The following is a 19,951-nucleotide window of genomic DNA, read 5'->3' as shown; positions in this document are numbered from 1 at the left end:
AATTTTTTAACTTATTGTATAAATTTTACTTTTGCTCACTACCCTCTTCCCTATTTTCTTCGACTTTGTATTCCTTATGTTTACATTCTTTATTAGAACATTCGATATAATCGCCTTTAGTTTTACTATATCTTTTTAACATATATGTACCACACTCAGAACATTTTATTTCGGTAGGCTCAAACCAGCTTACAAAATCACATTCTGGATAATTACTGCATCCAAAAAATCTAGTTCCTTTCTTACTTCTTCTTTCTAAAATTTTCCCGCCACATTTAGGGCATGGAAGTTCTAGTTCTTTAGTAATTGCTTTTGTATTTTTGCATTCTGGGTAACCAGGGCATGCCATGAAATCACCAAATCTTCCATGTTTTATTACCATTAACTTGCCACATTTATCACATTCTACGTCTGTAACTTCATCTTCTATTGTGATTTTAGCTATCTCTTTTTCAGCAATTTCAATATCTTCTTTTAATGGTGTAAAAAATTCACTAACTATATTTTGCCACTTTTCCTGTCCTTGTTCTATATAATCTAAATTATTCTCCATTTGTGCTGTAAATTCAATATCCACTATCTGTTTAAAGTATTCACTTAAAATGTCATTCACAATATTGCCTATTTCTGTAACTTCTAAAGTCTTTTGATCTTTTTCTACATACTTTCTATTTAGAAGAGTTGTAATAATAGGTGCATAAGTACTAGGTCTTCCTATGCCATTTTCTTCTAATGTTTTTACAAGAGATGCCTCAGAAAATTTAGCAGGTGGCTGAGTAAAATGCTGCTTTCCTTCGGTTTTTTCACATTGTAGAATATCTCCTTCATTCAATTCTGGAATTTTCAAAGTATTTTCTTCTTCATCTAGCTCTTCATCATAAATTTTTCTGAATCCATCGAAGGATACTTTAGATCCTGATGCCTTAAACACATAGTCTCCATTTACTATATCAATAGATATAGTATTTAGTAAACATGATTCCATTTGACTTGCTACATATCTATTCCAAATTAATTTATATAGTTTGTATTGTGGAGCTTTAAGTGTTTTTTTTGCTATCTCTGGCGTTATTTCAACATAAGAAGGTCTAACGGCTTCATGAGCATCTTGTATGTTTTTTTTACTTTTGTATATTCTAGGGGTACTCGGATAGTACTGCTCCCCATATTTACTCTCAATAAATTCTTTCGCATTTATTTGAGCTTCTTCAGCTATTCTAGTAGAATCAGTTCTCATATATGTAATTAATCCCACTGTTCCATGTCCTTCTATCTCCATACCTTCATATAATTGTTGCGCAATAGACATAGTTCTTTTAGTTGCAAAATTAAGTTTTCTATATGCATCTTGCTGCAATGTACTTGTTATGAATGGTGGTAGTGGTTTTCTAGCCTTTGACGATTTCTTTATTTTGCTTATAATGAATTCTTTTTCCTTAAGTTCATTAATGACATTATCACTTTCTTCTTTAGAATTCATTTCAACTTTTTCTTTACCCTTAGAGGCTAATTTAACATTTAATTTCTGAGAATCTCCTTCTTTATACAACTCGCATTCTATAGTCCAATACTCTTTGGTTATAAATTTTTCTATTTCCTTTTGTCTGTCACAAATTATTTTAAGTGTAACTGATTGAACTCGTCCTGCACTAAGTCCCCATTTAACTTTTCTCCAAAGTATAGGACTAATTTCATATCCAACCAATCTATCAAGTATACGCCTTGCTTGTTGGGCATCCACAAGCGTCGCATTTATTACCCTTGGCGACTTTATAGCGTTTTTAACCGCTGTTTTGGTTATCTCATTGAATTCTATCCGACACTTATCTTTTTCATCTATTTTTAAGGCTTTTGCTAAATGCCAAGCTATAGCTTCACCCTCCCTATCAGGATCTGTTGCCAAATAAATCTTGTCGCTTTTTTTTGCTTCTTTTCTTAGTTTCGAAAGAAGTTCTCCCTTACCACGGATAGTTATATATTTAGGTTCATAATTATTTTCTATGTCAACCCCCAATTGGCTTTTTGGCAAATCTCTAACATGCCCCATGGACGCCTCAACTACATAACTACTTCCTAAATATTTTTTTATAGTTTTAGCTTTAGCCGGCGACTCAACTATAACAAGTTTTTGTCCCATCTTATCCCCTCCATCAATGTATTCTAATATAGTTAATATATATTTACTTATATTTTGTCATTTACTTTTACATAATAGTTTCCTGATAGACATAATATTTCATTTTTAATCTGCATTTCAAATAATACCTCATATAATTGTTTTATGTCAATGTTAGTTATTCTAATAATATCGTTTATATGTATTGGACTATCATTTATAATGCTATATATTTTTTTGTTAATTTGACTATTAAAAGACCGCACAGTGGTTTTTTTTTGATTTTTCATCTCTATTCCCATTAAATTAAATATATCATCAGAACAAGTCATAGGGTATGCTCCATCCTTAATTAATTTATTGGTTCCTTTGCTTTCATATGAAAATATAGAGCCTGGCACAGCCATAACATCTTTACCTTGTTCGAGTGCTAGATTTGCAGTAATTAAAGATCCACTTTTTTCACCAGCCTCTATTACAATAATAATATCACCGAGAGCGCTTATTATTCTATTCCTTTGGGGAAAGTTGTAAGCATGTGGTGGTGTTCCTGGTAAAAACTCTGAAATAACAGCACCTTTTTCAATTATCTCATTGAAAATTTTAAGATTTTCTTTTGGGTATACTATATCTAACCCCGAACCTAAAACTGCACAAGTATAGCCTTCGCCTTCTAAACAACTTTCATGGGCAAAAGTGTCAATACCCTTAGCCATTCCACTAATAATGTTAATATTATTAGCACATAAATCCGAGCATATAATTTTAGTAACATCCTTACCATAATTTGAATACTTCCTCGAACCAACTATAGAAATATTGAATCCATCCTCTAATGGCAATATGTTTCCTTTATAAAATAACGCAAATGGTGCATCATCATAATTTTTTAATTTTTTAGGATATTCCTCTTCTAAATAAGTAACTGATTTTATTTCATTAACCTCTAATTTTCTTTTTACCTTATCAATTTCACTCTCACTCCAAGCATCTGTAAGTACGTCAATTAAATTATTTTTAAAATATTCTGTTTTTTTATTATGTACACCATAATACCATATTTTTTCTGTATTATGAAAATCATTTATTAATTTCAGTTTATTTTTAGGGGATAATTTAACTAAAGAAAACCATATATCATAGTCATTCATTTTTTTTACTTACCTCCACTAACTTAAATTTATTTTTTAATATTACCAATTAAATCATCTCCTGAGGAGCTGAAACATCTTCACAGAAGATGCATTGACGACTTCAGAAGGAGATTTATGCTCCCACTGAAGTTTTCTCTTTGTTATAGTATGGAACTCTCACTTATAGAAGTGGGAGACTTCCCTTCTGAAATGTCGTTAAACTATCTTTTCATCTATAAATTTTCTATATTGCATAGCTTCAATTATATGTTTATCTAAGATATTCTCACTTTCATCTAAATCTGCAATAGTCCTTGCTACCTTAAGAATTCTAGAATAAGCTCTTGTGCTTAGAGTAAATTTATTATACATTAATTCCATGATTTTACTAGCTTTATTATCTAAATGGCAGTACCTTTTAATTAGCTTTTGGCTCATCTCTGCATTACAGTGAATTTCTTCCGATCTAAATCTTTCTTCTTGAATATCTCTTGCTACCTCTACTCTTTTTTTAATAACATTAGATTTTTCACTACTTTTCCCACTAGATATTTTATTATAAGGCAGAGCATTTACTGCTGTAAATATATCAATGCGGTCGAGTAGTGGGCACACACAGATTGACTATCTCGTTATATCCTCCAACTATTTCAACCATTATCTTATTCTTATCAACTATTGTTATTTTCTCTAATAGATCTTCTATTATTTCATTTGTAATACTTTGTGGATCTACTATATTAGTAGTATTAATTTCTTTAATCTTAATTAGCTTTTCTTTTCTATCGAGAACTTCACTTAGTTCATTATTAAGTTTTGTTAACTGTAAATCTATTTTACTTATTTGTTCCTCATAAGATTGTTTTTTGTTTATATACTCTTCCTTAGAAATATCTCCATCTAATTTCATATCTATTAATTTACTAGATCTATTATTTATTTTAGACTTTTCAGTTGTGAGCCTTTTTAGGTCATTGTCATTATTATTGATGTTACTAATAACTTTATCTAATACACAAAGCATTTTTAAACTAATTTCATTTTTGTTTTTCAAATATTTGAATATGGCATCTTTTGCAATAACGTCTAATTGTTCAGTATATATCTTGGTGTTTAGACAACCATGTAATTCCCCTTCTTTAGGTAATCCAAAAGATTTATATTCTTTACATTGCCATAATGATTTTCCTCTAAAAATGACATGCCAATACGTTTTTCCACATGCACCACAAAATATTTTGCCGCTATATAAATGTGTCCCTGAAAAATATCCAGCCATAGTTTTCTTACCACTATTGTTTTTTCTTTTTTTTGTCTTCAATATAACATTAGCTTCTTCCCACACCTCTTTAGATACAATCTTGGGTATAATATCTTCATGTACAATCCATTCAGTTTCATTATTCGCATATATTTTCTTTGTATCGAAATCCTTATGTCTCTTATTACAAATAAGTTCACCTTTGTATTTTTCATTCTGTATAATCCTTTTTAAAGTTGTCATTGCAAAAGGCTTTCCATTTCTATTTTTTATTCCTTTTCCTTCTAATAATTTATAAATAATTCTAAAACCTTTCCCTTCTATATACCATGTGAATATTTGTTTTATTATTTTAGATTCTTCTTCATCTAATATTAATTTTTTACTTCCTCTTTCTTGTCTGTATCCCCACATTGTCCCGTTGGTTATTATAAGTCCTTGCTTTTGTCTCTGTTTATGTCCTGCATTAACTTTTTTAGAAATATCTCTTGAATATTCTCCAGCAAGGATTGCTTTAATTCCATTGACCAAAGCATCGTCACTTTCATAGAATTTGTTATCCGTAAAGATATATAACTTCTTTCCAGCTGTAATCACTTTGTCAATAAACTTATAGTAATCAAGAGGATTTCTTTGCAGCCTACTTAAGTCCTTAACTACTATTATGTCAAATTTATTAGATTCTAAATCACTATATAATCTATTATAATTAGTTCTTCCTTTTGTAGTAGTCCCCGACTTACCTTCATCTATATATTTGTCAACCAAAAACCAGTCTTCTTTTTCTTCAACGAATTGTTCTAACATTCCTATTTGATTCTCTAGTGCGTCTAATTGACCTTGTTCCTCAGTGCTTACTCTTGCGTAAAAAACTACATTGTACATAATTAGATACTCCTTTTCTGTGTGTGTCCACTTCGTATTATTATACTACTGATTTTCTGTTATTAATAGTTTTTAAATCAATTTGATAAAACTAAAGAATAGGAAATCCCTATTCTTTAATATCTGCATATTCTTTTTTTACATATTCTAACGCTAAGAGATATTCGTCATTTGTGATTAGCTTTTGAGTTTTGTAGTTCGCTAACCAGCCTTTCATCAAATGAAAATCGAATAACCTTGGGTTAGGAACAGTTTTTGTAATCATATAATCACCTTCTCTGAATCCAAATCTTTAAAATTCTCAATATGAATTTTTATCTTCTTATATATGTCTTTCAACTTGTCCTCAAAAATACTAATTCTAATCTCAGTTCTAGGCATATCCTTGTCGTCATCTAAAGAAATTAATAATGGATTAAGAAAATTATAATTATCATCAAGAAAAGCTCCAGATTTTACACACAAACCATCATTTAAGAACTTGATTCCTGCTGAGATATTATCACAGTCTCGGTTAGCTTTAGTTGCTCCAAATATTTTATATTCCATCATCGAATTAGAAATTTCTAAACCACTTAATCCAAATTTTTCAGCAATCCAAATTCCTAAATCTCCCCAAGCTGCTTTCTTTCCATTCATCGTCATACGATTTTGAATAACTAATAGCTCATTTAATGACATTACTCCATACATACAATCAGCCATTACATAATTCTTTTTATTGATAGCTTGCTTTTTTGTGACCTGATTACCGCCTTTTGTGAGTTTAGGAGAGCCATCTTTGTTGAATACCTTTATGGTTTCACGTCTTGCGAAAGGTAGTGTTCTACATTTAGGGTGTCCCTTTAAATAATTAAGGTGATACTCATGTATTAGCTCCTTGTTAATTATTATTAAATATTTCTTTTCCAATATAAATCCCTCCTATAACATTATTGTTTAATTGTTCTTAACGAACTATCTCGTGGTATCTAATTGGATAATCCTTATTTATAATATTTTTAAGTATCCATGCTTTCGTGGATTCTGTAAAAAATGGAAAGAAGATACCTTCTCCTGGAGAATATTCCATTACATAAAGTTCATCTGTGAATTCTGTCTCTAATAACCATTTGTAGTCTGTATAAACCCAAACTGGATCTGCTCTCAGTTCTATCATCTTTGAACCAATTAAACTTTTCTTAAGCCAGTCTTCACCTTTGTCTGTAATTTCTACACCATCAAATCCACATTCAAACATCCCAGCTTCAATAAACTTATCATATGGGACTATCTCTCCATTAGAGTTATAGAACACTCCTTGTCCCATGAGAATTGTCTGTAATTTATGACCATCTATCTTGGCGTAGGATTCTGGTGTTATTCTTATTTTTAGACTCTCTACAAACTGCTGCATTGTTTTCATAGATTGGCTCCTTTCGAATTTATTCTTATAAAAGTTTGATTAAAAGATTATTGTTTATTTGTTCTTATAAAATCACTGTTTTAAATTGCCATTTGAAGCTTATCTGAATTTTCTTCTCCCCAATATTTTCTTAATCTTTTTATAGCTCCTTTTTCTAACATAGTAATTCTTTGCTTTGTTACTCCAAAAATATCAGCCACTTCTAATTGAGTTAATCTATCAACGAACCTTAATTTTATAACTCGTTTTTGCCTGCTTGATAATCCTTTTAGCAGAGTATCAAAAGCGTTATTCTCTACAAAATCATATTCTCCAATGGATTCGTCTTCTAATATATCTTCTATCGTTTCTCCTTCAGAACCATTGGCATATTCAGTGATTCCTATTGTCTCAAGAGTTTTCTTTTCTTTGTAATTGACGTTATTGATTATTTCTCCAGTAATCATTTTGTGAGCATAGGTACTGAACTCAAAACCAAGTGTAGGATTATAATTATTAGCCGCTTTTACTAGTCCCATATAAGCAAATTGACGTACATCCTCGAATTCTCTATTAGTATTAACCTTAACAAATTTACTTGCTATGGAAGTTGCTAGAGCCATGTGGTCTTCTATTAATTTATCTCTTTCCTCTTTTGTCATAATTAAAGCACCTCGATGTCATCAAATATTATTGGAATAAGAGTTTTAAATTCTGCTAATAATGGAATAGTTAATTCACGCATTTGAGGGTGAGCACCATTTGCCGTTCTAAGTTTAAAAAAACTTCTCCATTCTCTCAAGTTAGCAGTCATAACTATTTCTGTTTTTAATGAGTTAGGTAATATTGACCTAGCTTCCTGTGCTTTTGCTTTATTTTCGAGTAATTTAAAATATGCTTTTTCTATTAATTCCATTGTATTTTCCCATATCACGAGACAATCATCTGTATCATCAAAGAATAAAGGCTTAATAAAGGTTAGCTCGTTCCCGAATTTCTCTTTACTGTAGTTACAATATCTTGTAGATTCCTGAGCGAATGAAGCTATCCTGTGTCTTACAATCTCATGTGATACTCCTCTGTCGCATGTAAATCGTACAGTAATTGCATTGTGTTCTATCATGGCAAAATGCTGACGTTTAATTAAATTCTTTACAAACTTAATAGCTGAATCATCCGTTATATTTTCTTCACTCTTATAACAAGTTCTTCCAACCTTTTCTATTTGTTTAAGTATTTCAGCACCGTTAATCTCTGTTTCAATTGTGTAGTTCGCTTTGATTATTTTCATTAATAATTCCTCCTAATATTTATTTAATATTTCAGCTATCATTTCTGTCAATTCATTGAAGTCTTTTAAATTTCCACTGAAGCATGAACCGGTTGTTTTAAGCTCATAGAAGAACTTGTTTTTGTCTGTGATAGGAACAATAATACTGTCCTCAAATATAATTGTTTCTTTAGGAATTGTCTGTTTTCGGTAACTTGTTATTACTTCTTCCTTAAGCTTATAGCATTTACCTAGTGCTTCTATTTTTGATAATTGCCCTTTATGCTCTTTCGAGTCTGTCCAATCCCAAAACAAACTTGGATCAGCATACTTGTTTATTTTTAAAAGAACTCCTGGAGTTAATCTATAGATGTCTTGATATTCATGCTCTTGTACTATCTCGTAATTCACATTAATTCCTCCTAAATTTTATTCATTGATATGATTTGAGTGGAATAGTAGACCTTACTATATCTACATAACTGATCTAATAAATCTTTCTCTATTTCTTGTATTGTTTCCATAGTTGTATCTGCATCAGCATAAACGATATTATTGAACAAGTCATATTCATTCCCAAGTCTTGATACATTTGTATAAGCAGCATAAGAAATAAAATATTTTTTATCTTCCATAATCTACTCCTTTCTATTTAAGTCTAACTAGAGTTCTTTTTATAGACTCTTCTCTTTCTTTATTCCGTTTGTGATAAGTCCATCCATCACTTCTAATTACTACCTCAATATTGTTTATGCCTTTCATCTTCTTGATTAAATACCATATTGCTAATTTTTCTAACATGGCTTCTCCTTCCTAATTTAATAAATGAATGTTTTTAATAGACATTTTTCTTGGAACTGCAAACTAATCTTCTTTAACATAGTTGCCCATCAAACGTTGTACATTCTTATTTATCAATCTAATATGAGCATTTAATATATCAACTCTATCATTGAGATTTTTTATAACATAACTTCTTTCATATATTTTTATAGTCATTATGAATAATCCTAAAATCATAATAGCCATTGCAATATAATCACATACAAATTCACCAATACTCATTGGTTTTAAATTAAAGCCTCTGCTTGTACCAATCCCAAAATATAGTGACTCCGCTAAGTTAAATGCAATACCAAAAACAAATATTATATAACCTTTATATTTTTTTAACATAAACTTCTCCTTTTCAGTTGTCCGGAATTACCGAACAGCTCTTTTTTCGTGACCTCATGAATATGGTTGTTCTAACAATTTTCCCAATCTGTTTTTTCAAGTATTTCATAAAGCCTTTGCACTTGCGGGCTTCTCCACACTGTCATTGCATATGGATGAGGTTTATTGTAATGATAACTATTAAATTTGATATGCTCTTTACATGATGCCAATGTTAAAAACATAGTATTTTCTACTATTTGTTCTTCGTCTTTAAAAAAAACTATTGAGAATTGGTCATATCCTGTATTTGTTTCTAAATAACATATTACAACCTCTGCATTATTTAATTCCTCTTCCCCCGACATGTATATTTCCTTCGTTGTACTCACAATTAATTTCAAGCGTATCGTTAAGCCATTCATCTATATCTTTTAAATCTGAACTACATTCTTCTCCCTCTTCACCTAAAATTACACAATCATCTGCGTATTCACTATCCATTCCATATATTCTTTTTGTTTGCATTACTACCCAAAATCTAGGTGATGCTTGACACATAGTATCTTGCGTAGCCATTTCGTGTTGTAATTCTTTTAAAAATTCTTTATCTTCTTTTTTCATAATTACCCCCTAATTCTTATTACGTTATTTCAAGCAATAGCGTTGAAATGCGAATTAAGTATCTTTCTTATAAATTTTACAATACAATTATAAGTAAAGGCTTTGCCACAATCCCAACATTCATAAATTCGTGTCTTATCTTTGTTTTCAATTACAACCATCTCTAAAACACATTTTGGACACTTCATATTATTTTCCCCTTTTAAGTTAATTCATATTTTATTTATGCTATGTCTTATAAAATTTGAGTTTTATTACTTTTGGATTATGAAAGAAAATCAGCGTACCTTATTATTTTATCTTGTTAACATTATTGTTTAATTGTCGAGCTTTTACATCAGCTTCCCAATCTGAAATTAACTTGACCTCATCAATAGAATAACCATTTTCCTTCTTTTTTCCTTTAATAATAACTTTAGTTCCTTTTTTAAGCTGATCTTTGTACTGACTATAAATACTCGACCATGCTACTGCTTCTATTATTTTACCTTCATGATTTAGAATACTGACACTTCCAAACTTCTTGCCATTTCTATCAGTCTTTACTTGAATTGCAGATACAGTTCCAGCTACTATTGCCTCACCAAAATCAGTTTCATCATAAGGCATCAGTATTGTTTCCATTCCTTTATATGGATTTATAGTTAGATACATTGATAGAACTTCGAACTGAAAATCAGCTTCGTCCCCTTGCATATATTTCTCAGTAAATTCATCTAAATGTTTTTTATATCTAACCTTTTCTTTCTCATCATATTTATTTTTCCTGTAATTATTATATCTAAGTAGACATAGTGTTTTGTTTTTGAAATCTATTTCGTCTGCAATCAATCCTAATTTTAATAATTCCTTCTTAGTCGCCAAACTTGAAGCATCCTTATATTGATTAGGAGTATAGAGCAAATTACAATATTGAAGTAATAATTGTTTCTTGTCTTTATTGAATGAGTTGAAGCAACCACCTTTAATTAATGAGGTTGTTGACCTAGTATCTAAATTACATTTTGTGTTGAATTCTTCAAAAGAAGTGAATGGTCTATTCTCCATGATAATTGGGATACTTGCTCCTCCTACATTTTTTATCATTTCTGTTCCAAATAATATTTCTTTATCACTTATAGAAAAATTATGTGAGGATAAATTTATATCCGGTTCCAGTATTGATAATCCTGATTGTCTGCCCATATTGATATACTTTGATAAATCATCATAACTACCTTTACTAGAATTAAGTAGAGAACAAACATAACAAATATCATAATTAACCTTTAAATATGCTGTCTTGTAAGATGTAACTGCATAAGAATAACTATGACTTTTATTAAACGAGTAACCGCCTTTCTCAGCCATATCATCTGCAAGTTTTCTACATACCTCTTCTTCATAACCTTTTTCTAAAGCTCTTAGATAAAATTTATCTGCTTGTTCTTTTACTTTTGCTTTATCCTTTTTTCCTAAACCTTTTCTAAGATCATCTGCTTCTCCATCAGAGAATCCACCAAATACTTTTGCAATACGCATTGTTTGTTCTTGATAGATTATGCAACCATAAGTTTTCTCAAGAATAGGGATTAAATCTGGGTGAAGATAAGTTATTTCCTCTTCTCCATTTTTTCTCTTAATATAATGTTCAAGCTCAGCCATACTATCGGGACGATATAACGCCAGAATGGCACAGAGGGATTCCATATTGGTAGGCTTTATTCTCATACAAACATCTTTCATACCTACCGATTCTAATTGAAATATAGAATCTGTTAAACCTTCTCCAATTAGATCCCATGTTTTTTTATCATTAAAATTTAATGTGGCAACATCTAATAATTTCAAACTCTCTTTCATTACTTCCTCCCTTCATAGATTAAATCTAGGGCATTATCTATGGTATCAAGAACTACTGTTGCTAGAACATCTATTTTGACCATGCCTACATTTTCTATAATATGCATTTCGGATTGTGTGATAATTTCATCCTTTTTACTTAAACATAATCCTGTAAAATCAGACATCTCCATGTTAGATGGGCATATTACTACTCCACCTGCATGAGTTGATATTCCTGTTGGTAGTCCTTCTAATTTAGTACACATTTCAAATAACTCAGGATATTTTACTTGATATTCGTCCAATCCACTTCCATTTACTAATGCTTCCTTAATAGTTTCCTTATCATTTATCTTACTTTTCATTTTTTCTATTTCACTATAAGGTATTCCATAAACTTTACCTACTTTGCCTATAGTTGATTTGCCTTGCATTGTTAGAAAAGTACATATCTGAGCAACCTTATCATATCCATATTTTTTTCTAAGAATATTAATAGACTGAGGTTTTTTTAAACTACTAATATCGTTATCAATATCTGGCAAAGATTTTCTCTCCATAGTTAAAAATCTTGAGAAGTCTAAATCTGCTTCAATAGGATCAATGTTTGTGATGCCTAAGCAATAACATATTAAACTTCCTGCCGAGCTCCCACGACCGTCTCCGGTTGGTATGTCATCTTGTCTACATTCTTCTAAGAAATCTGCTGTTATAAGGAAGTATCCTGTATATTCTTTTTTAGATATTATTTCAAATTCTGTTAGGATTCTATCAATATATTCTTGAATGTTAGGTTTTACAGTTAGTCCCCTATTAGCGAAACCTATATTTACAAGATATTTTAAATACATATCTCCATCTTTAAATTGCTCCGGTATTGGAAAGTCTGGTAGATAAGAATGTCCTTGTTCAATTTTAACATTACACATTTCTGCTATATTATTGGTGTTCTCCATTGCCGTTTCAATAACTTCCATGCTAATACCTTGAGATTGTAAAACTTCTATTATCTCAGAAGGACTTTTCAACCAACAGTCCTGGTAAAATTCATTGTCTCTATCGGTATTGATTTTTATAAAAGTACCATGTGCTGCAAAATCATCCTTAGTTAAGAAATGAGAATCTGTAGTTACAATTAAAGGAACATTCATTTCTTCAGAAAGCTGTATTAACTTGAGATTAACAAGTTTTTGATCTTCATTGTCTGCTGATTGTAGTTCGAGATAGAAGTATTCAAATATATTACAGAATATTTTAATCTGTTCTTTTATCTCATCATCACTATCACCTTTAGTTATCATTTTTGCGATAGTACCGCCAAGGCAGGCGCTGCTCCCTATGATTCCTTCTGAGTGTTCTTTAAGCATTGCATAATCAATCCTAGGTTTATAATACTTACCTTCAAGGAAACCTCTACTTGATAGCTTTAGAATGTTTTTATAACCTGTATTATTAATAGCTAATAAGATTAAATGTTCATATCGTGAAGTGTTATCCTTTATTTGTACATCTGGAGTCAAATAAGCTTCTAACCCTAAGATTGGTTTAACGTTCTGTTCCTTAGCAGTTACGAAAAAGTCTACGAGACCACTGGTATAACCGTGATCGGTCAAAGCACAAGCTTTTAATCCTAAGTCTTTACATCTTTGAATGATTGTACTTGGCATATTTGTAGAATCAAGGAATGAACCTTGAGCTGAGTGTACATGTAGAGGAGTATATTTGTAATCTATCATTTGCATCTTCTCCTTTCTAATATTATTGTTTATTTGTCTATATCCTTTCTAAATCTGAATCTACTTTTGTTTCATCAATCGCAAAATACATTCCATTGATAGTCACAGTGTAAACTCCTAGACCGTCATAGAATACCTTATGTCCTTTGTAGTATCCTATGAATCCCACTCTTTCTTCCATAACTACTTGTCCTCCTCTTAAAATAAAAAATAGGTAAAGCATTTATTTGCCTTACCTATATAATAGTCTAGTATTGTTTAATTGTCAATAACATTTTAATAATATTGTTTATTTGTTTTAATCTACTTTATTAAATCCTATTATCTGTTTACATGCTGGAGATATGATCTCTTGCAGAATTCTATAATCTATGCCCTCTTCTACTAATGCTAAATTGAATCTCATTCCTTTTGACGAACGACTACAAGCAATAATCTTTATAGGGCTTTTAAACATCTCCTTATTCATTCTTTGTAAGTAGGTTGATGAAGCAATAGTATTGACAATTATAGGACAATCATACTTATGTGCTAGTTGAATCAACGTATAGCTTTTGCCTATCCCTCTAGTATGATAATACGTTGGTTTCAAGAAGCTTTCGCCACTTTTGACGTAATGCTTCAACTCAAAATACAATGACTTCTGGCGAAGCTTAAACGCTAGTTTTTCTAAGAATTTGCTTAATTTTAAATACATAATAATTCCTCCTCTAATTTTGTTGTGAAAACATACCCTGAATATAATATATAGCATCATCTAATTCTAAAAACCGAGACGTTATGCTTTCTGTAATATGTGGCTGTGCTCCATATAAATAATTGCTACTAAAAGCGATAACCGGAATATGATTCATATATCCATAGAAAATTTCAAATAGTGTTCCTGGAGATTTATCTATTTCTTCAAGATTAACTAAAATAATATCTGAGTTTTTAAGATAAGTTAAGTTTTGACTAACTACTCCTCTTGACGGATATGTTTTATTTAAATCATAATCAACGCTAGGATCAAATGTCTTTATATTAGAATCCTTTAATTGTCTTATGGCAACCTTCCTCCAGACTACCGCCTTAGAAAAATCTCCATTTATGTCATGAATTGTCATGGCTCCTGCAAGATAAACTAACATTCTATTACCTCCCATGCTCTCAAAATATCTTTAACCCTAAATACAACATCCTCTAAGTTTTTATTTTTAACAACATGGTCAACCTCATGTTCTATTCCCCTGAATGTATCTCTATCCGATATTATTCTTCTACATAATTCAGTGATACCATCACCTCTATTAGTTAATCTCAATAACCTCTCACGTTCAGGAACATCAATAAAAAATGATATTGTTTTGATTCCTTCTCTAATTAAAGAACTCAATCCACAAGGATCAACAACAACTATACGGTCATCTCCACAGTCTTCTCTAGCCATCCCATAGTTCCAACCTCTATAATTACTTGTCTCAATGAAGAATCCTAATTTAAATTTTTCTTGGAATTCCTCTTCAGATATAAAAGTATAAGCTACACCTTCCACCTCGTTGTCTCTCATAGGCCTTGTTGTATAACTTATTACGGGTTTAAGATTTGTTTCCTCTGCAAGTTGATTCATTATCGAATCTTTGCCGGAACCACTATGCCCACAAATTATTATCAATACCCTTCACTCCTCTATATTTAGATTTAGGTAGAAGTTATTAGCTCCTACCTTTTTAAATATTATTGTATATTTGTTAGTCACCTCTATTAAAACTGAAATTTTATTAGTACTGTATATTAACAGCATAATTAAACGGTACTAATTTTCTAGGCTCACATGAGGTATCTATATGAACCATAGGTACAAAGGTTATTGCCTCGGCAACACTATTTCCTTGTTGCGTAGAAACTTGAATTATACAACCATTGTGTACATTACAAACCTTTGTTGATTTCATCCACCCTTGTTCTTTGCTTGAAGCCTTACACAATAGAGCAAATGTATCTCCATCGCCATAACCCTCAACGTCCGATATGTTCTTTTTTACTTCCTCTACATTTGTCATATTTAATGATTTATCCATTTAATAATCACTCCTCTAATTTGTAATATAAAACTTACCTTTTAATATTATTGTTTATTTGTCAAGCTGTTCTATTTTACAACCACACTCTCCTCAGTCGTTTCTATCTTAACAAATTCTGAAATATCTAATCCAGTAGCTACTTGTATTGTCTTACCATTCATTATCTTGAGACCTTTTTTCAATGCTGCCCAATCTAATTCGTTCTTAGTTTTAACAAATTCTTTAAAGTCGTTAAGTAATACTACCTCTGTTAATTCTGGCTTAACTATTTTCTCTGCTGCTTTCTTCACGATGATCTCTCCACTTAAATAGGTCTTCTTGAACATTGTCTTTGTTTCTTTTTTGTCACTAGCATTCATAACTGCATCTTTGAGATTAATTAATATCCAACTTCTCTTTTTCTCAATAGAATCTGTCTTAATCTTTAACTCCATTTTAAATCTGTTTATCTTCTCTTCATACATTGCTTTAAATCTTTTCTCATCCTCATTTAGTTGCTTAATGCTTTCTATAGAATCATCTATATCTGCTTCAGTTTTAAAAGCATATTGAGAAGCTTCCTCTTTCTCTTCCTCGTTGAATATCTCTGCAAATAAGTCGTCTAATTGTGTAGTCTTCATACTATTTGTCCTCCTTCATAAATTCTAAATCAGATTTTGAATAGTAAAGAGCTATCCTTGTATCATACGGACTTATTAAGAAATAGTCGTATTCCCCTTCAAAATCATGGATATCCTCTACACTTTCTTCTATTTGTTCAATAGTTAATTCTCCTACTTTTAATGCTTCATAAACCATGCTTTCCTCAAATGTTCCACCGTTTAAATCTCCACTGATAATTTTTACCTTTTTCATATAAATCCTCCTCTTATTTTATTATTGCTACTAAAACATTGCCAATTACTTCAAGCAATGATAATATTATAAAAAATGTCATCCAAGGATGTTCCATACACCATTTACTCATATAAATTCCTCCTCTTATAAAAACTCGATTTTATATTATTTTACTCCCGTGCTATTGAAGCCACCTTGACCTCTAACTGTTTCGTTTAACGTATCTACAATTTGTAAATTAAACTTTTCAACCTTCTGAAATACCATTTGAGCGATTCTATCTCCTTGATGTATCACAAAATCTTTGTTGCTAAAATTTATAAGAACCACACCAATATCGCCTCTATAATCCTCATCAATTGTCCCTGGAGAGTTAACAATACTAATACCATTCTTTAGTGCTAACCCACTTCTAGGTCTTATTTGAGCTTCTACATCCTCTGGTAATTCAATGTGTAATCCACTTTTAACTAATATTCTTTCAAACGGTCTAAGAGTACGTGGAAAATCAAGTGTAGTTTTTAGATCACTTGGTAAAGCAAATTTAAATGCCCTAATATCCATTCCACTAGCACATATAGTTTCATATTTTGGTAGAACTATTTCTTCTGCATCGGTTGTGCAATTAATTCTATTATTCCCATCTAAAAATTCATAAATTAGAACTTCTTTATTTGTGCTGAAGACATCTTCTATATCGTAGTATCCTCCATCTTCATCTACTAAAGCATCAAACCCATCCGCTTCATCAGAAATACAATATTTTCTATAGGATAATTTTATTTCATGGAGCATATCTTCATTTCCCCATTCCTTATCAAATATTAAAACTTTCTGACCATCCATTTTTAATAAATCTTCCTTAAATAATCTTTTACCTCTACTCATAATCCTTTTCTCCTTCTGCGTTAGTCGCCACCATATTATTGTTTAATAGTTATTACTGTTTTGCTTCTTTTTAAGCTTTCTTGAACATCCACACATCTTTGATTACTAGATCCTTGTAGGTATTGAGTCACATCTTTTAGCTCTTCTATAAATTCTCCATCTCTTAGCATGTCTATATATTGTAGAAACTCACAGCATTGCTCATTCCCTAATAATAATTCAAAAGTATATCCAGTCCAACAAAAGATTGTTTTTGTTGGAAATTCTTTTTTAATTGTCTCTACTAAATCTAACAAAGTCCCATCAGATAAATTATCCATAGGTTCTCCACCTAATATTGAAATCCCCTTGACATGAGGCTTTCTAAGGCTCTCTATGATAGAATCTTTTGTCTCTTGAATAAATTTACTACCACAATCAAACTCTCTTGTCTGTGGGCTCCAACACCCTTTGCATGGAGGGGTTCTGTTACATCCACTTACAAATAAAGATGTTCTAAATCCTTCTCCATTTACCGTATCATCAAAGAATAAATTTGCATAATTCATTTAATTACATCCTTTGTTGTTTACCCTATTTTTAATTTCTTTCATTTTTCCACGAGCTGTGGCACGCTCAAATATGCTTCCTAAATATCCACATAACTTTCTAATAATACTGAGTGTCATTTTATCCTCATTCTTACATACAGGACATTGAAAATCAAAATCACTATTTTGTTTAGTAAATATTTCACCAGTATATCCACATTTTAAGCATCTATCACTTATTGAAGATATCCCTAGAAAATGAGTTTTGTCATATGAATATCTAACTATATCTTCAAGAGCTTCTAAATTCTTAGTCATATCCCCTAGCTCGATAAAAGAAATGCTTCCACCAGCAGATAGCTTGGACAAAGTGGATTCTAAATCTAGTTTATCAAAAGGAGATATTGATGAATTAGAAGGATAATGGAATGAGTTTTCATAATAGCCATTGTCATTGACATCTTTAATTATTCCAAAATCTTTTACATCTTCTTCACAGAATTTTGTAGCTAAGGTTTCTGCTGGAGTACCATAAACGCTAAATCCTATTCCAGTATTTTTCTTCTGAGCATTACAATAATCTGTTAGTCTTTGCATTATTATTGTTGCTTTGTCTAGGATCTCTTCATTCTGATTCTCTAATCCTTCACTATACAAGGCTTTCAAACAATTGTGTAATCCTACATATCCAATTGACACTGTTGAATACCCACCGTTTAACAATGGTTCTATAATGTCATCAGTTTTTAGCCTTGATATTGCACCAGACATATAAAGTATTGGGGCTTGACTTGCCTTTATGTTTTTTAATATATCATATCTAATCATAATTAATTCTTTACAGTCATTTAGTGCTTCGTTTAATGAATCAAAGAATTTAGATTCATCTCCATTAGCTTCAATTGCTAGTCTTACTAAGTTTATTGATATTACTCCCCAGTTGAATCTACCTCTAGTTTTTATTAACCCTGATTCATCGGTATAAGTTCCTATAAAACTGCGGCATCCCATCGGTTCCTTATAATCTCCAGTTACCTCTATAATCCTATCTGTATTTAAATAGTCTGGGTATTGTCTAAGAGCACTACATTTTATAGCTAATTGAAATAGGTCATAATATGGATCTCCTGGGTTTAAATTATTTCCTTTATTTAATTGGAGTACCAACTTAGGGAATACTGGTGTAATTCCTCCTGTAAGCCCCTTTATTCTTTGATTTAAGATAGACTCTGTAATCATTTTCTGTATTTTTTGAGTTTCTTCGTCAGCGGATAAATCTACATTATCTATACCTAGCGTTAGGAATGGAGTCTCTGCTCTGCTCGTCATAAGTGTTTGAACTTCATATTCCAATGCTTGTGTACTATTCTTAATTTCTTTTTCAAGTCTTCTCCAAGCATATCCTTCTTTATCGGGAACATCTTCTTCTAAAGCTATAACCCTATGTTTCTCTAGGCTTTTCTTTGCATATGGCGCTAATCCAGTTATTAATGTAGGGAATGTTGTTCCTCCATAAGTATTGCTAGATATGTGGCTTGCAACCTGAGACAATACATTGATTGCTGTATCTAATGACTTAGGAGATTCTATTCTAGTTGTTCCTAGGTCAAAACCATTATCAAACATATCTATCCAATCCACTAAGCAACAATTAAAAAATGGTAATCCAAAATATTGTTCATCATGAACATATATGCTTTTCCTATTTTTCTTTGAATATTCTTTGGGTATATAATGTCTCCTACTATAATCCCTACCAACTACATTTGATATTAGTGCTCTAATAGATTGGATTTTGCTCCCATCTACATTACCATTTGAAGTAGTTTCTTCAGATACTGCATTGATGATATTGTCTACTTCTTTATCAAGGCTACTTTTCTTTTCTCTTTCAAAAGTTCTTGCTTCTCTATAATCTTGATAAGCAATTGCAACAACCTTATCTACTAATTTAATTTCTTCAACTACTACGTCCTGTATCTCTTCTATACTAACTTCTTCTTTATCTAACTCGCATATCCTTACTAAAGCTCTATAAGATATACTATTGCTATCCGTCTTGCAATCTTTACCGTAGACTTCTATAAACGCCTTATTAACTGCATTTGTTATTCTTTCTTCTGAAAATTCTTTACTTCTACCATCTCTTTTAATTACTTGCATATAATACCTCCATATCTCCTATTTTGTCTTATAAAAAGATTCTTTTATACTATTAACTACTTCCATTTACTCTATTTTACTC

The 19,951-nt window shown here is 31.0% G+C and carries 28 protein-coding genes; all 28 read right to left on the bottom strand.

Annotated features, from left to right (window positions below; all coding sequences use genetic code 11):
- Nucleotides 1–25: 25 nt before the first annotated feature.
- Nucleotides 26–2,137, bottom strand: a complete 2,112-nt coding sequence (topA, locus tag ACWJKP_RS09415) for a type I DNA topoisomerase (RefSeq protein WP_165414691.1) — start codon at nucleotides 2,135–2,137, stop codon at nucleotides 26–28.
- Between the two features lie 47 nt (nucleotides 2,138–2,184).
- Nucleotides 2,185–3,267: a DNA-processing protein DprA gene (dprA, locus tag ACWJKP_RS09410; RefSeq protein ID WP_165414690.1), complete on the bottom strand. Its 1,083-nt coding sequence runs from the start codon at nucleotides 3,265–3,267 to the stop codon at nucleotides 2,185–2,187.
- 198 nt (nucleotides 3,268–3,465) lie between these two features.
- A complete protein-coding gene (locus ACWJKP_RS09405) occupies nucleotides 3,466–3,864 on the bottom strand; it encodes a magnesium chelatase subunit ChlI family protein (protein ID WP_462961652.1) in 399 nt (132 codons plus the stop codon).
- Nucleotides 3,839–5,395: a recombinase family protein gene (locus ACWJKP_RS09400; RefSeq protein ID WP_462961651.1), complete on the bottom strand. Its 1,557-nt coding sequence runs from the start codon at nucleotides 5,393–5,395 to the stop codon at nucleotides 3,839–3,841. The genes ACWJKP_RS09405 and ACWJKP_RS09400 overlap by 26 nt, the downstream gene beginning before the upstream one ends.
- Before the next feature lie 109 nt (nucleotides 5,396–5,504).
- Complete coding sequence (locus ACWJKP_RS09395; RefSeq protein WP_462961650.1) at nucleotides 5,505–5,660, bottom strand: hypothetical protein; 156 nt, start codon at nucleotides 5,658–5,660, stop codon at nucleotides 5,505–5,507.
- Nucleotides 5,657–6,307, bottom strand: a complete 651-nt coding sequence (locus tag ACWJKP_RS09390; RefSeq protein ID WP_462961649.1) for a hypothetical protein — start codon at nucleotides 6,305–6,307, stop codon at nucleotides 5,657–5,659. Before ACWJKP_RS09390 ends, ACWJKP_RS09395 begins: the two co-directional genes overlap by 4 nt.
- 37 nt (nucleotides 6,308–6,344) lie before the next feature.
- The gene (locus ACWJKP_RS09385; RefSeq protein ID WP_462961648.1) at nucleotides 6,345–6,800 is read right to left on the bottom strand and encodes a hypothetical protein; all 456 of its coding nucleotides are present in this window, start codon (nucleotides 6,798–6,800) and stop codon (nucleotides 6,345–6,347) included.
- Nucleotides 6,801–6,880: 80 nt separating this feature from the next.
- The gene (locus ACWJKP_RS09380; RefSeq protein ID WP_462961647.1) at nucleotides 6,881–7,441 is read right to left on the bottom strand and encodes a sigma-70 family RNA polymerase sigma factor; all 561 of its coding nucleotides are present in this window, start codon (nucleotides 7,439–7,441) and stop codon (nucleotides 6,881–6,883) included.
- A 2-nt stretch (nucleotides 7,442–7,443) separates the two neighbouring features.
- A complete protein-coding gene (thyX, locus tag ACWJKP_RS09375) occupies nucleotides 7,444–8,070 on the bottom strand; it encodes an FAD-dependent thymidylate synthase (protein ID WP_462961646.1) in 627 nt (208 codons plus the stop codon).
- A gap of 12 nt (nucleotides 8,071–8,082) precedes the next feature.
- Nucleotides 8,083–8,460: a hypothetical protein gene (locus ACWJKP_RS09370; RefSeq protein WP_462961645.1), complete on the bottom strand. Its 378-nt coding sequence runs from the start codon at nucleotides 8,458–8,460 to the stop codon at nucleotides 8,083–8,085.
- A gap of 11 nt (nucleotides 8,461–8,471) precedes the next feature.
- Nucleotides 8,472–8,684 (bottom strand): hypothetical protein, encoded by a 213-nt coding sequence (locus tag ACWJKP_RS09365; protein ID WP_462961644.1) that lies wholly within the window; start codon nucleotides 8,682–8,684, stop codon nucleotides 8,472–8,474.
- A gap of 13 nt (nucleotides 8,685–8,697) precedes the next feature.
- A complete protein-coding gene (locus ACWJKP_RS09360; protein WP_462961643.1) occupies nucleotides 8,698–8,850 on the bottom strand; it encodes a hypothetical protein in 153 nt (50 codons plus the stop codon).
- A gap of 63 nt (nucleotides 8,851–8,913) precedes the next feature.
- Nucleotides 8,914–9,225, bottom strand: a complete 312-nt coding sequence (locus tag ACWJKP_RS09355) for a hypothetical protein (protein ID WP_462961642.1) — start codon at nucleotides 9,223–9,225, stop codon at nucleotides 8,914–8,916.
- A gap of 71 nt (nucleotides 9,226–9,296) precedes the next feature.
- On the bottom strand, nucleotides 9,297–9,572 hold the full coding sequence (locus tag ACWJKP_RS09350) for a hypothetical protein (protein ID WP_462961641.1): 276 nt from the start codon (nucleotides 9,570–9,572) through the stop codon (nucleotides 9,297–9,299).
- Nucleotides 9,547–9,828 carry a hypothetical protein gene (locus ACWJKP_RS09345; RefSeq protein WP_462961640.1) on the bottom strand — a complete coding sequence of 94 codons (282 nt, stop codon included), beginning with the start codon at nucleotides 9,826–9,828 and terminating at the stop codon, nucleotides 9,547–9,549. The genes ACWJKP_RS09350 and ACWJKP_RS09345 overlap by 26 nt, the downstream gene beginning before the upstream one ends.
- 29 nt (nucleotides 9,829–9,857) lie before the next feature.
- Complete coding sequence (locus tag ACWJKP_RS09340) at nucleotides 9,858–10,016, bottom strand: hypothetical protein (RefSeq protein ID WP_462961639.1); 159 nt, start codon at nucleotides 10,014–10,016, stop codon at nucleotides 9,858–9,860.
- 103 nt (nucleotides 10,017–10,119) lie between these two features.
- Nucleotides 10,120–11,670: a helix-hairpin-helix domain-containing protein gene (locus ACWJKP_RS09335; RefSeq protein WP_462961638.1), complete on the bottom strand. Its 1,551-nt coding sequence runs from the start codon at nucleotides 11,668–11,670 to the stop codon at nucleotides 10,120–10,122.
- Complete coding sequence (dnaE, locus tag ACWJKP_RS09330) at nucleotides 11,670–13,388, bottom strand: DNA polymerase III subunit alpha (RefSeq protein WP_462961637.1); 1,719 nt, start codon at nucleotides 13,386–13,388, stop codon at nucleotides 11,670–11,672. Before dnaE ends, ACWJKP_RS09335 begins: the two co-directional genes overlap by 1 nt.
- 37 nt (nucleotides 13,389–13,425) lie before the next feature.
- A complete protein-coding gene (locus ACWJKP_RS09325) occupies nucleotides 13,426–13,569 on the bottom strand; it encodes a hypothetical protein (RefSeq protein ID WP_462961636.1) in 144 nt (47 codons plus the stop codon).
- A 117-nt stretch (nucleotides 13,570–13,686) separates the two neighbouring features.
- Nucleotides 13,687–14,085 (bottom strand): hypothetical protein, encoded by a 399-nt coding sequence (locus ACWJKP_RS09320; RefSeq protein WP_462961635.1) that lies wholly within the window; start codon nucleotides 14,083–14,085, stop codon nucleotides 13,687–13,689.
- 13 nt (nucleotides 14,086–14,098) lie between these two features.
- On the bottom strand, nucleotides 14,099–14,518 hold the full coding sequence (locus ACWJKP_RS09315) for a nucleoside 2-deoxyribosyltransferase domain-containing protein (RefSeq protein ID WP_462961634.1): 420 nt from the start codon (nucleotides 14,516–14,518) through the stop codon (nucleotides 14,099–14,101).
- Nucleotides 14,512–15,042, bottom strand: coding sequence for a guanylate kinase (locus ACWJKP_RS09310; RefSeq protein ID WP_462961633.1), 531 nt, complete (start codon nucleotides 15,040–15,042; stop codon nucleotides 14,512–14,514). The genes ACWJKP_RS09315 and ACWJKP_RS09310 overlap by 7 nt, the downstream gene beginning before the upstream one ends.
- A 106-nt stretch (nucleotides 15,043–15,148) precedes the next feature.
- A complete protein-coding gene (locus tag ACWJKP_RS09305; protein ID WP_462961632.1) occupies nucleotides 15,149–15,448 on the bottom strand; it encodes a hypothetical protein in 300 nt (99 codons plus the stop codon).
- 71 nt (nucleotides 15,449–15,519) lie between these two features.
- The gene (locus tag ACWJKP_RS09300) at nucleotides 15,520–16,071 is read right to left on the bottom strand and encodes a host-nuclease inhibitor Gam family protein (RefSeq protein ID WP_462961631.1); all 552 of its coding nucleotides are present in this window, start codon (nucleotides 16,069–16,071) and stop codon (nucleotides 15,520–15,522) included.
- Nucleotide 16,072: 1 nt separating this feature from the next.
- Nucleotides 16,073–16,306, bottom strand: coding sequence for a hypothetical protein (locus tag ACWJKP_RS09295; RefSeq protein ID WP_462961630.1), 234 nt, complete (start codon nucleotides 16,304–16,306; stop codon nucleotides 16,073–16,075).
- A 147-nt stretch (nucleotides 16,307–16,453) separates the two neighbouring features.
- Nucleotides 16,454–17,176 (bottom strand): dUTP diphosphatase, encoded by a 723-nt coding sequence (gene dut / locus ACWJKP_RS09290; RefSeq protein WP_462961629.1) that lies wholly within the window; start codon nucleotides 17,174–17,176, stop codon nucleotides 16,454–16,456.
- 35 nt (nucleotides 17,177–17,211) lie between these two features.
- The gene (nrdG, locus tag ACWJKP_RS09285; RefSeq protein ID WP_462961628.1) at nucleotides 17,212–17,724 is read right to left on the bottom strand and encodes an anaerobic ribonucleoside-triphosphate reductase activating protein; all 513 of its coding nucleotides are present in this window, start codon (nucleotides 17,722–17,724) and stop codon (nucleotides 17,212–17,214) included.
- Nucleotides 17,725–19,869 carry an anaerobic ribonucleoside-triphosphate reductase gene (gene nrdD, locus ACWJKP_RS09280; protein ID WP_462961627.1) on the bottom strand — a complete coding sequence of 715 codons (2,145 nt, stop codon included), beginning with the start codon at nucleotides 19,867–19,869 and terminating at the stop codon, nucleotides 17,725–17,727.
- Between the last annotated feature and the right edge of the window lie 82 nt (nucleotides 19,870–19,951).

This window comes from Clostridium sp. CM037 (assembly GCF_055081095.1).
This window is presented reverse-complemented; position numbering and strand designations above follow the sequence as displayed.

Coding starts and splice junctions, on each gene's coding strand:
- ACWJKP_RS09305 (WP_462961632.1), bottom strand. CDS start 15,448: ATGGATAAATCATTAAATATGACAAATGTAGAGGAAGTAAAAAAGAAC.
- ACWJKP_RS09380 (WP_462961647.1), bottom strand. CDS start 7,441: ATGACAAAAGAGGAAAGAGATAAATTAATAGAAGACCACATGGCTCTA.
- nrdG (WP_462961628.1), bottom strand. CDS start 17,724: ATGAATTATGCAAATTTATTCTTTGATGATACGGTAAATGGAGAAGGA.
- ACWJKP_RS09395 (WP_462961650.1), bottom strand. CDS start 5,660: ATGATTACAAAAACTGTTCCTAACCCAAGGTTATTCGATTTTCATTTG.
- ACWJKP_RS09365 (WP_462961644.1), bottom strand. CDS start 8,684: ATGGAAGATAAAAAATATTTTATTTCTTATGCTGCTTATACAAATGTA.
- ACWJKP_RS09335 (WP_462961638.1), bottom strand. CDS start 11,670: ATGAAAGAGAGTTTGAAATTATTAGATGTTGCCACATTAAATTTTAAT.
- dut (WP_462961629.1), bottom strand. CDS start 17,176: ATGAGTAGAGGTAAAAGATTATTTAAGGAAGATTTATTAAAAATGGAT.
- nrdD (WP_462961627.1), bottom strand. CDS start 19,869: ATGCAAGTAATTAAAAGAGATGGTAGAAGTAAAGAATTTTCAGAAGAA.
- ACWJKP_RS09320 (WP_462961635.1), bottom strand. CDS start 14,085: ATGTATTTAAAATTAAGCAAATTCTTAGAAAAACTAGCGTTTAAGCTT.
- ACWJKP_RS09340 (WP_462961639.1), bottom strand. CDS start 10,016: ATGAAGTGTCCAAAATGTGTTTTAGAGATGGTTGTAATTGAAAACAAA.
- ACWJKP_RS09360 (WP_462961643.1), bottom strand. CDS start 8,850: ATGTTAGAAAAATTAGCAATATGGTATTTAATCAAGAAGATGAAAGGC.
- ACWJKP_RS09385 (WP_462961648.1), bottom strand. CDS start 6,800: ATGAAAACAATGCAGCAGTTTGTAGAGAGTCTAAAAATAAGAATAACA.
- dprA (WP_165414690.1), bottom strand. CDS start 3,267: ATGAATGACTATGATATATGGTTTTCTTTAGTTAAATTATCCCCTAAA.
- topA (WP_165414691.1), bottom strand. CDS start 2,137: ATGGGACAAAAACTTGTTATAGTTGAGTCGCCGGCTAAAGCTAAAACT.
- thyX (WP_462961646.1), bottom strand. CDS start 8,070: ATGAAAATAATCAAAGCGAACTACACAATTGAAACAGAGATTAACGGT.
- ACWJKP_RS09300 (WP_462961631.1), bottom strand. CDS start 16,071: ATGAAGACTACACAATTAGACGACTTATTTGCAGAGATATTCAACGAG.
- ACWJKP_RS09350 (WP_462961641.1), bottom strand. CDS start 9,572: ATGTCGGGGGAAGAGGAATTAAATAATGCAGAGGTTGTAATATGTTAT.
- ACWJKP_RS09355 (WP_462961642.1), bottom strand. CDS start 9,225: ATGTTAAAAAAATATAAAGGTTATATAATATTTGTTTTTGGTATTGCA.
- ACWJKP_RS09400 (WP_462961651.1), bottom strand. CDS start 5,395: ATGTACAATGTAGTTTTTTACGCAAGAGTAAGCACTGAGGAACAAGGT.
- ACWJKP_RS09345 (WP_462961640.1), bottom strand. CDS start 9,828: ATGAAAAAAGAAGATAAAGAATTTTTAAAAGAATTACAACACGAAATG.
- ACWJKP_RS09315 (WP_462961634.1), bottom strand. CDS start 14,518: ATGTTAGTTTATCTTGCAGGAGCCATGACAATTCATGACATAAATGGA.
- dnaE (WP_462961637.1), bottom strand. CDS start 13,388: ATGATAGATTACAAATATACTCCTCTACATGTACACTCAGCTCAAGGT.
- ACWJKP_RS09295 (WP_462961630.1), bottom strand. CDS start 16,306: ATGAAAAAGGTAAAAATTATCAGTGGAGATTTAAACGGTGGAACATTT.
- ACWJKP_RS09325 (WP_462961636.1), bottom strand. CDS start 13,569: ATGGAAGAAAGAGTGGGATTCATAGGATACTACAAAGGACATAAGGTA.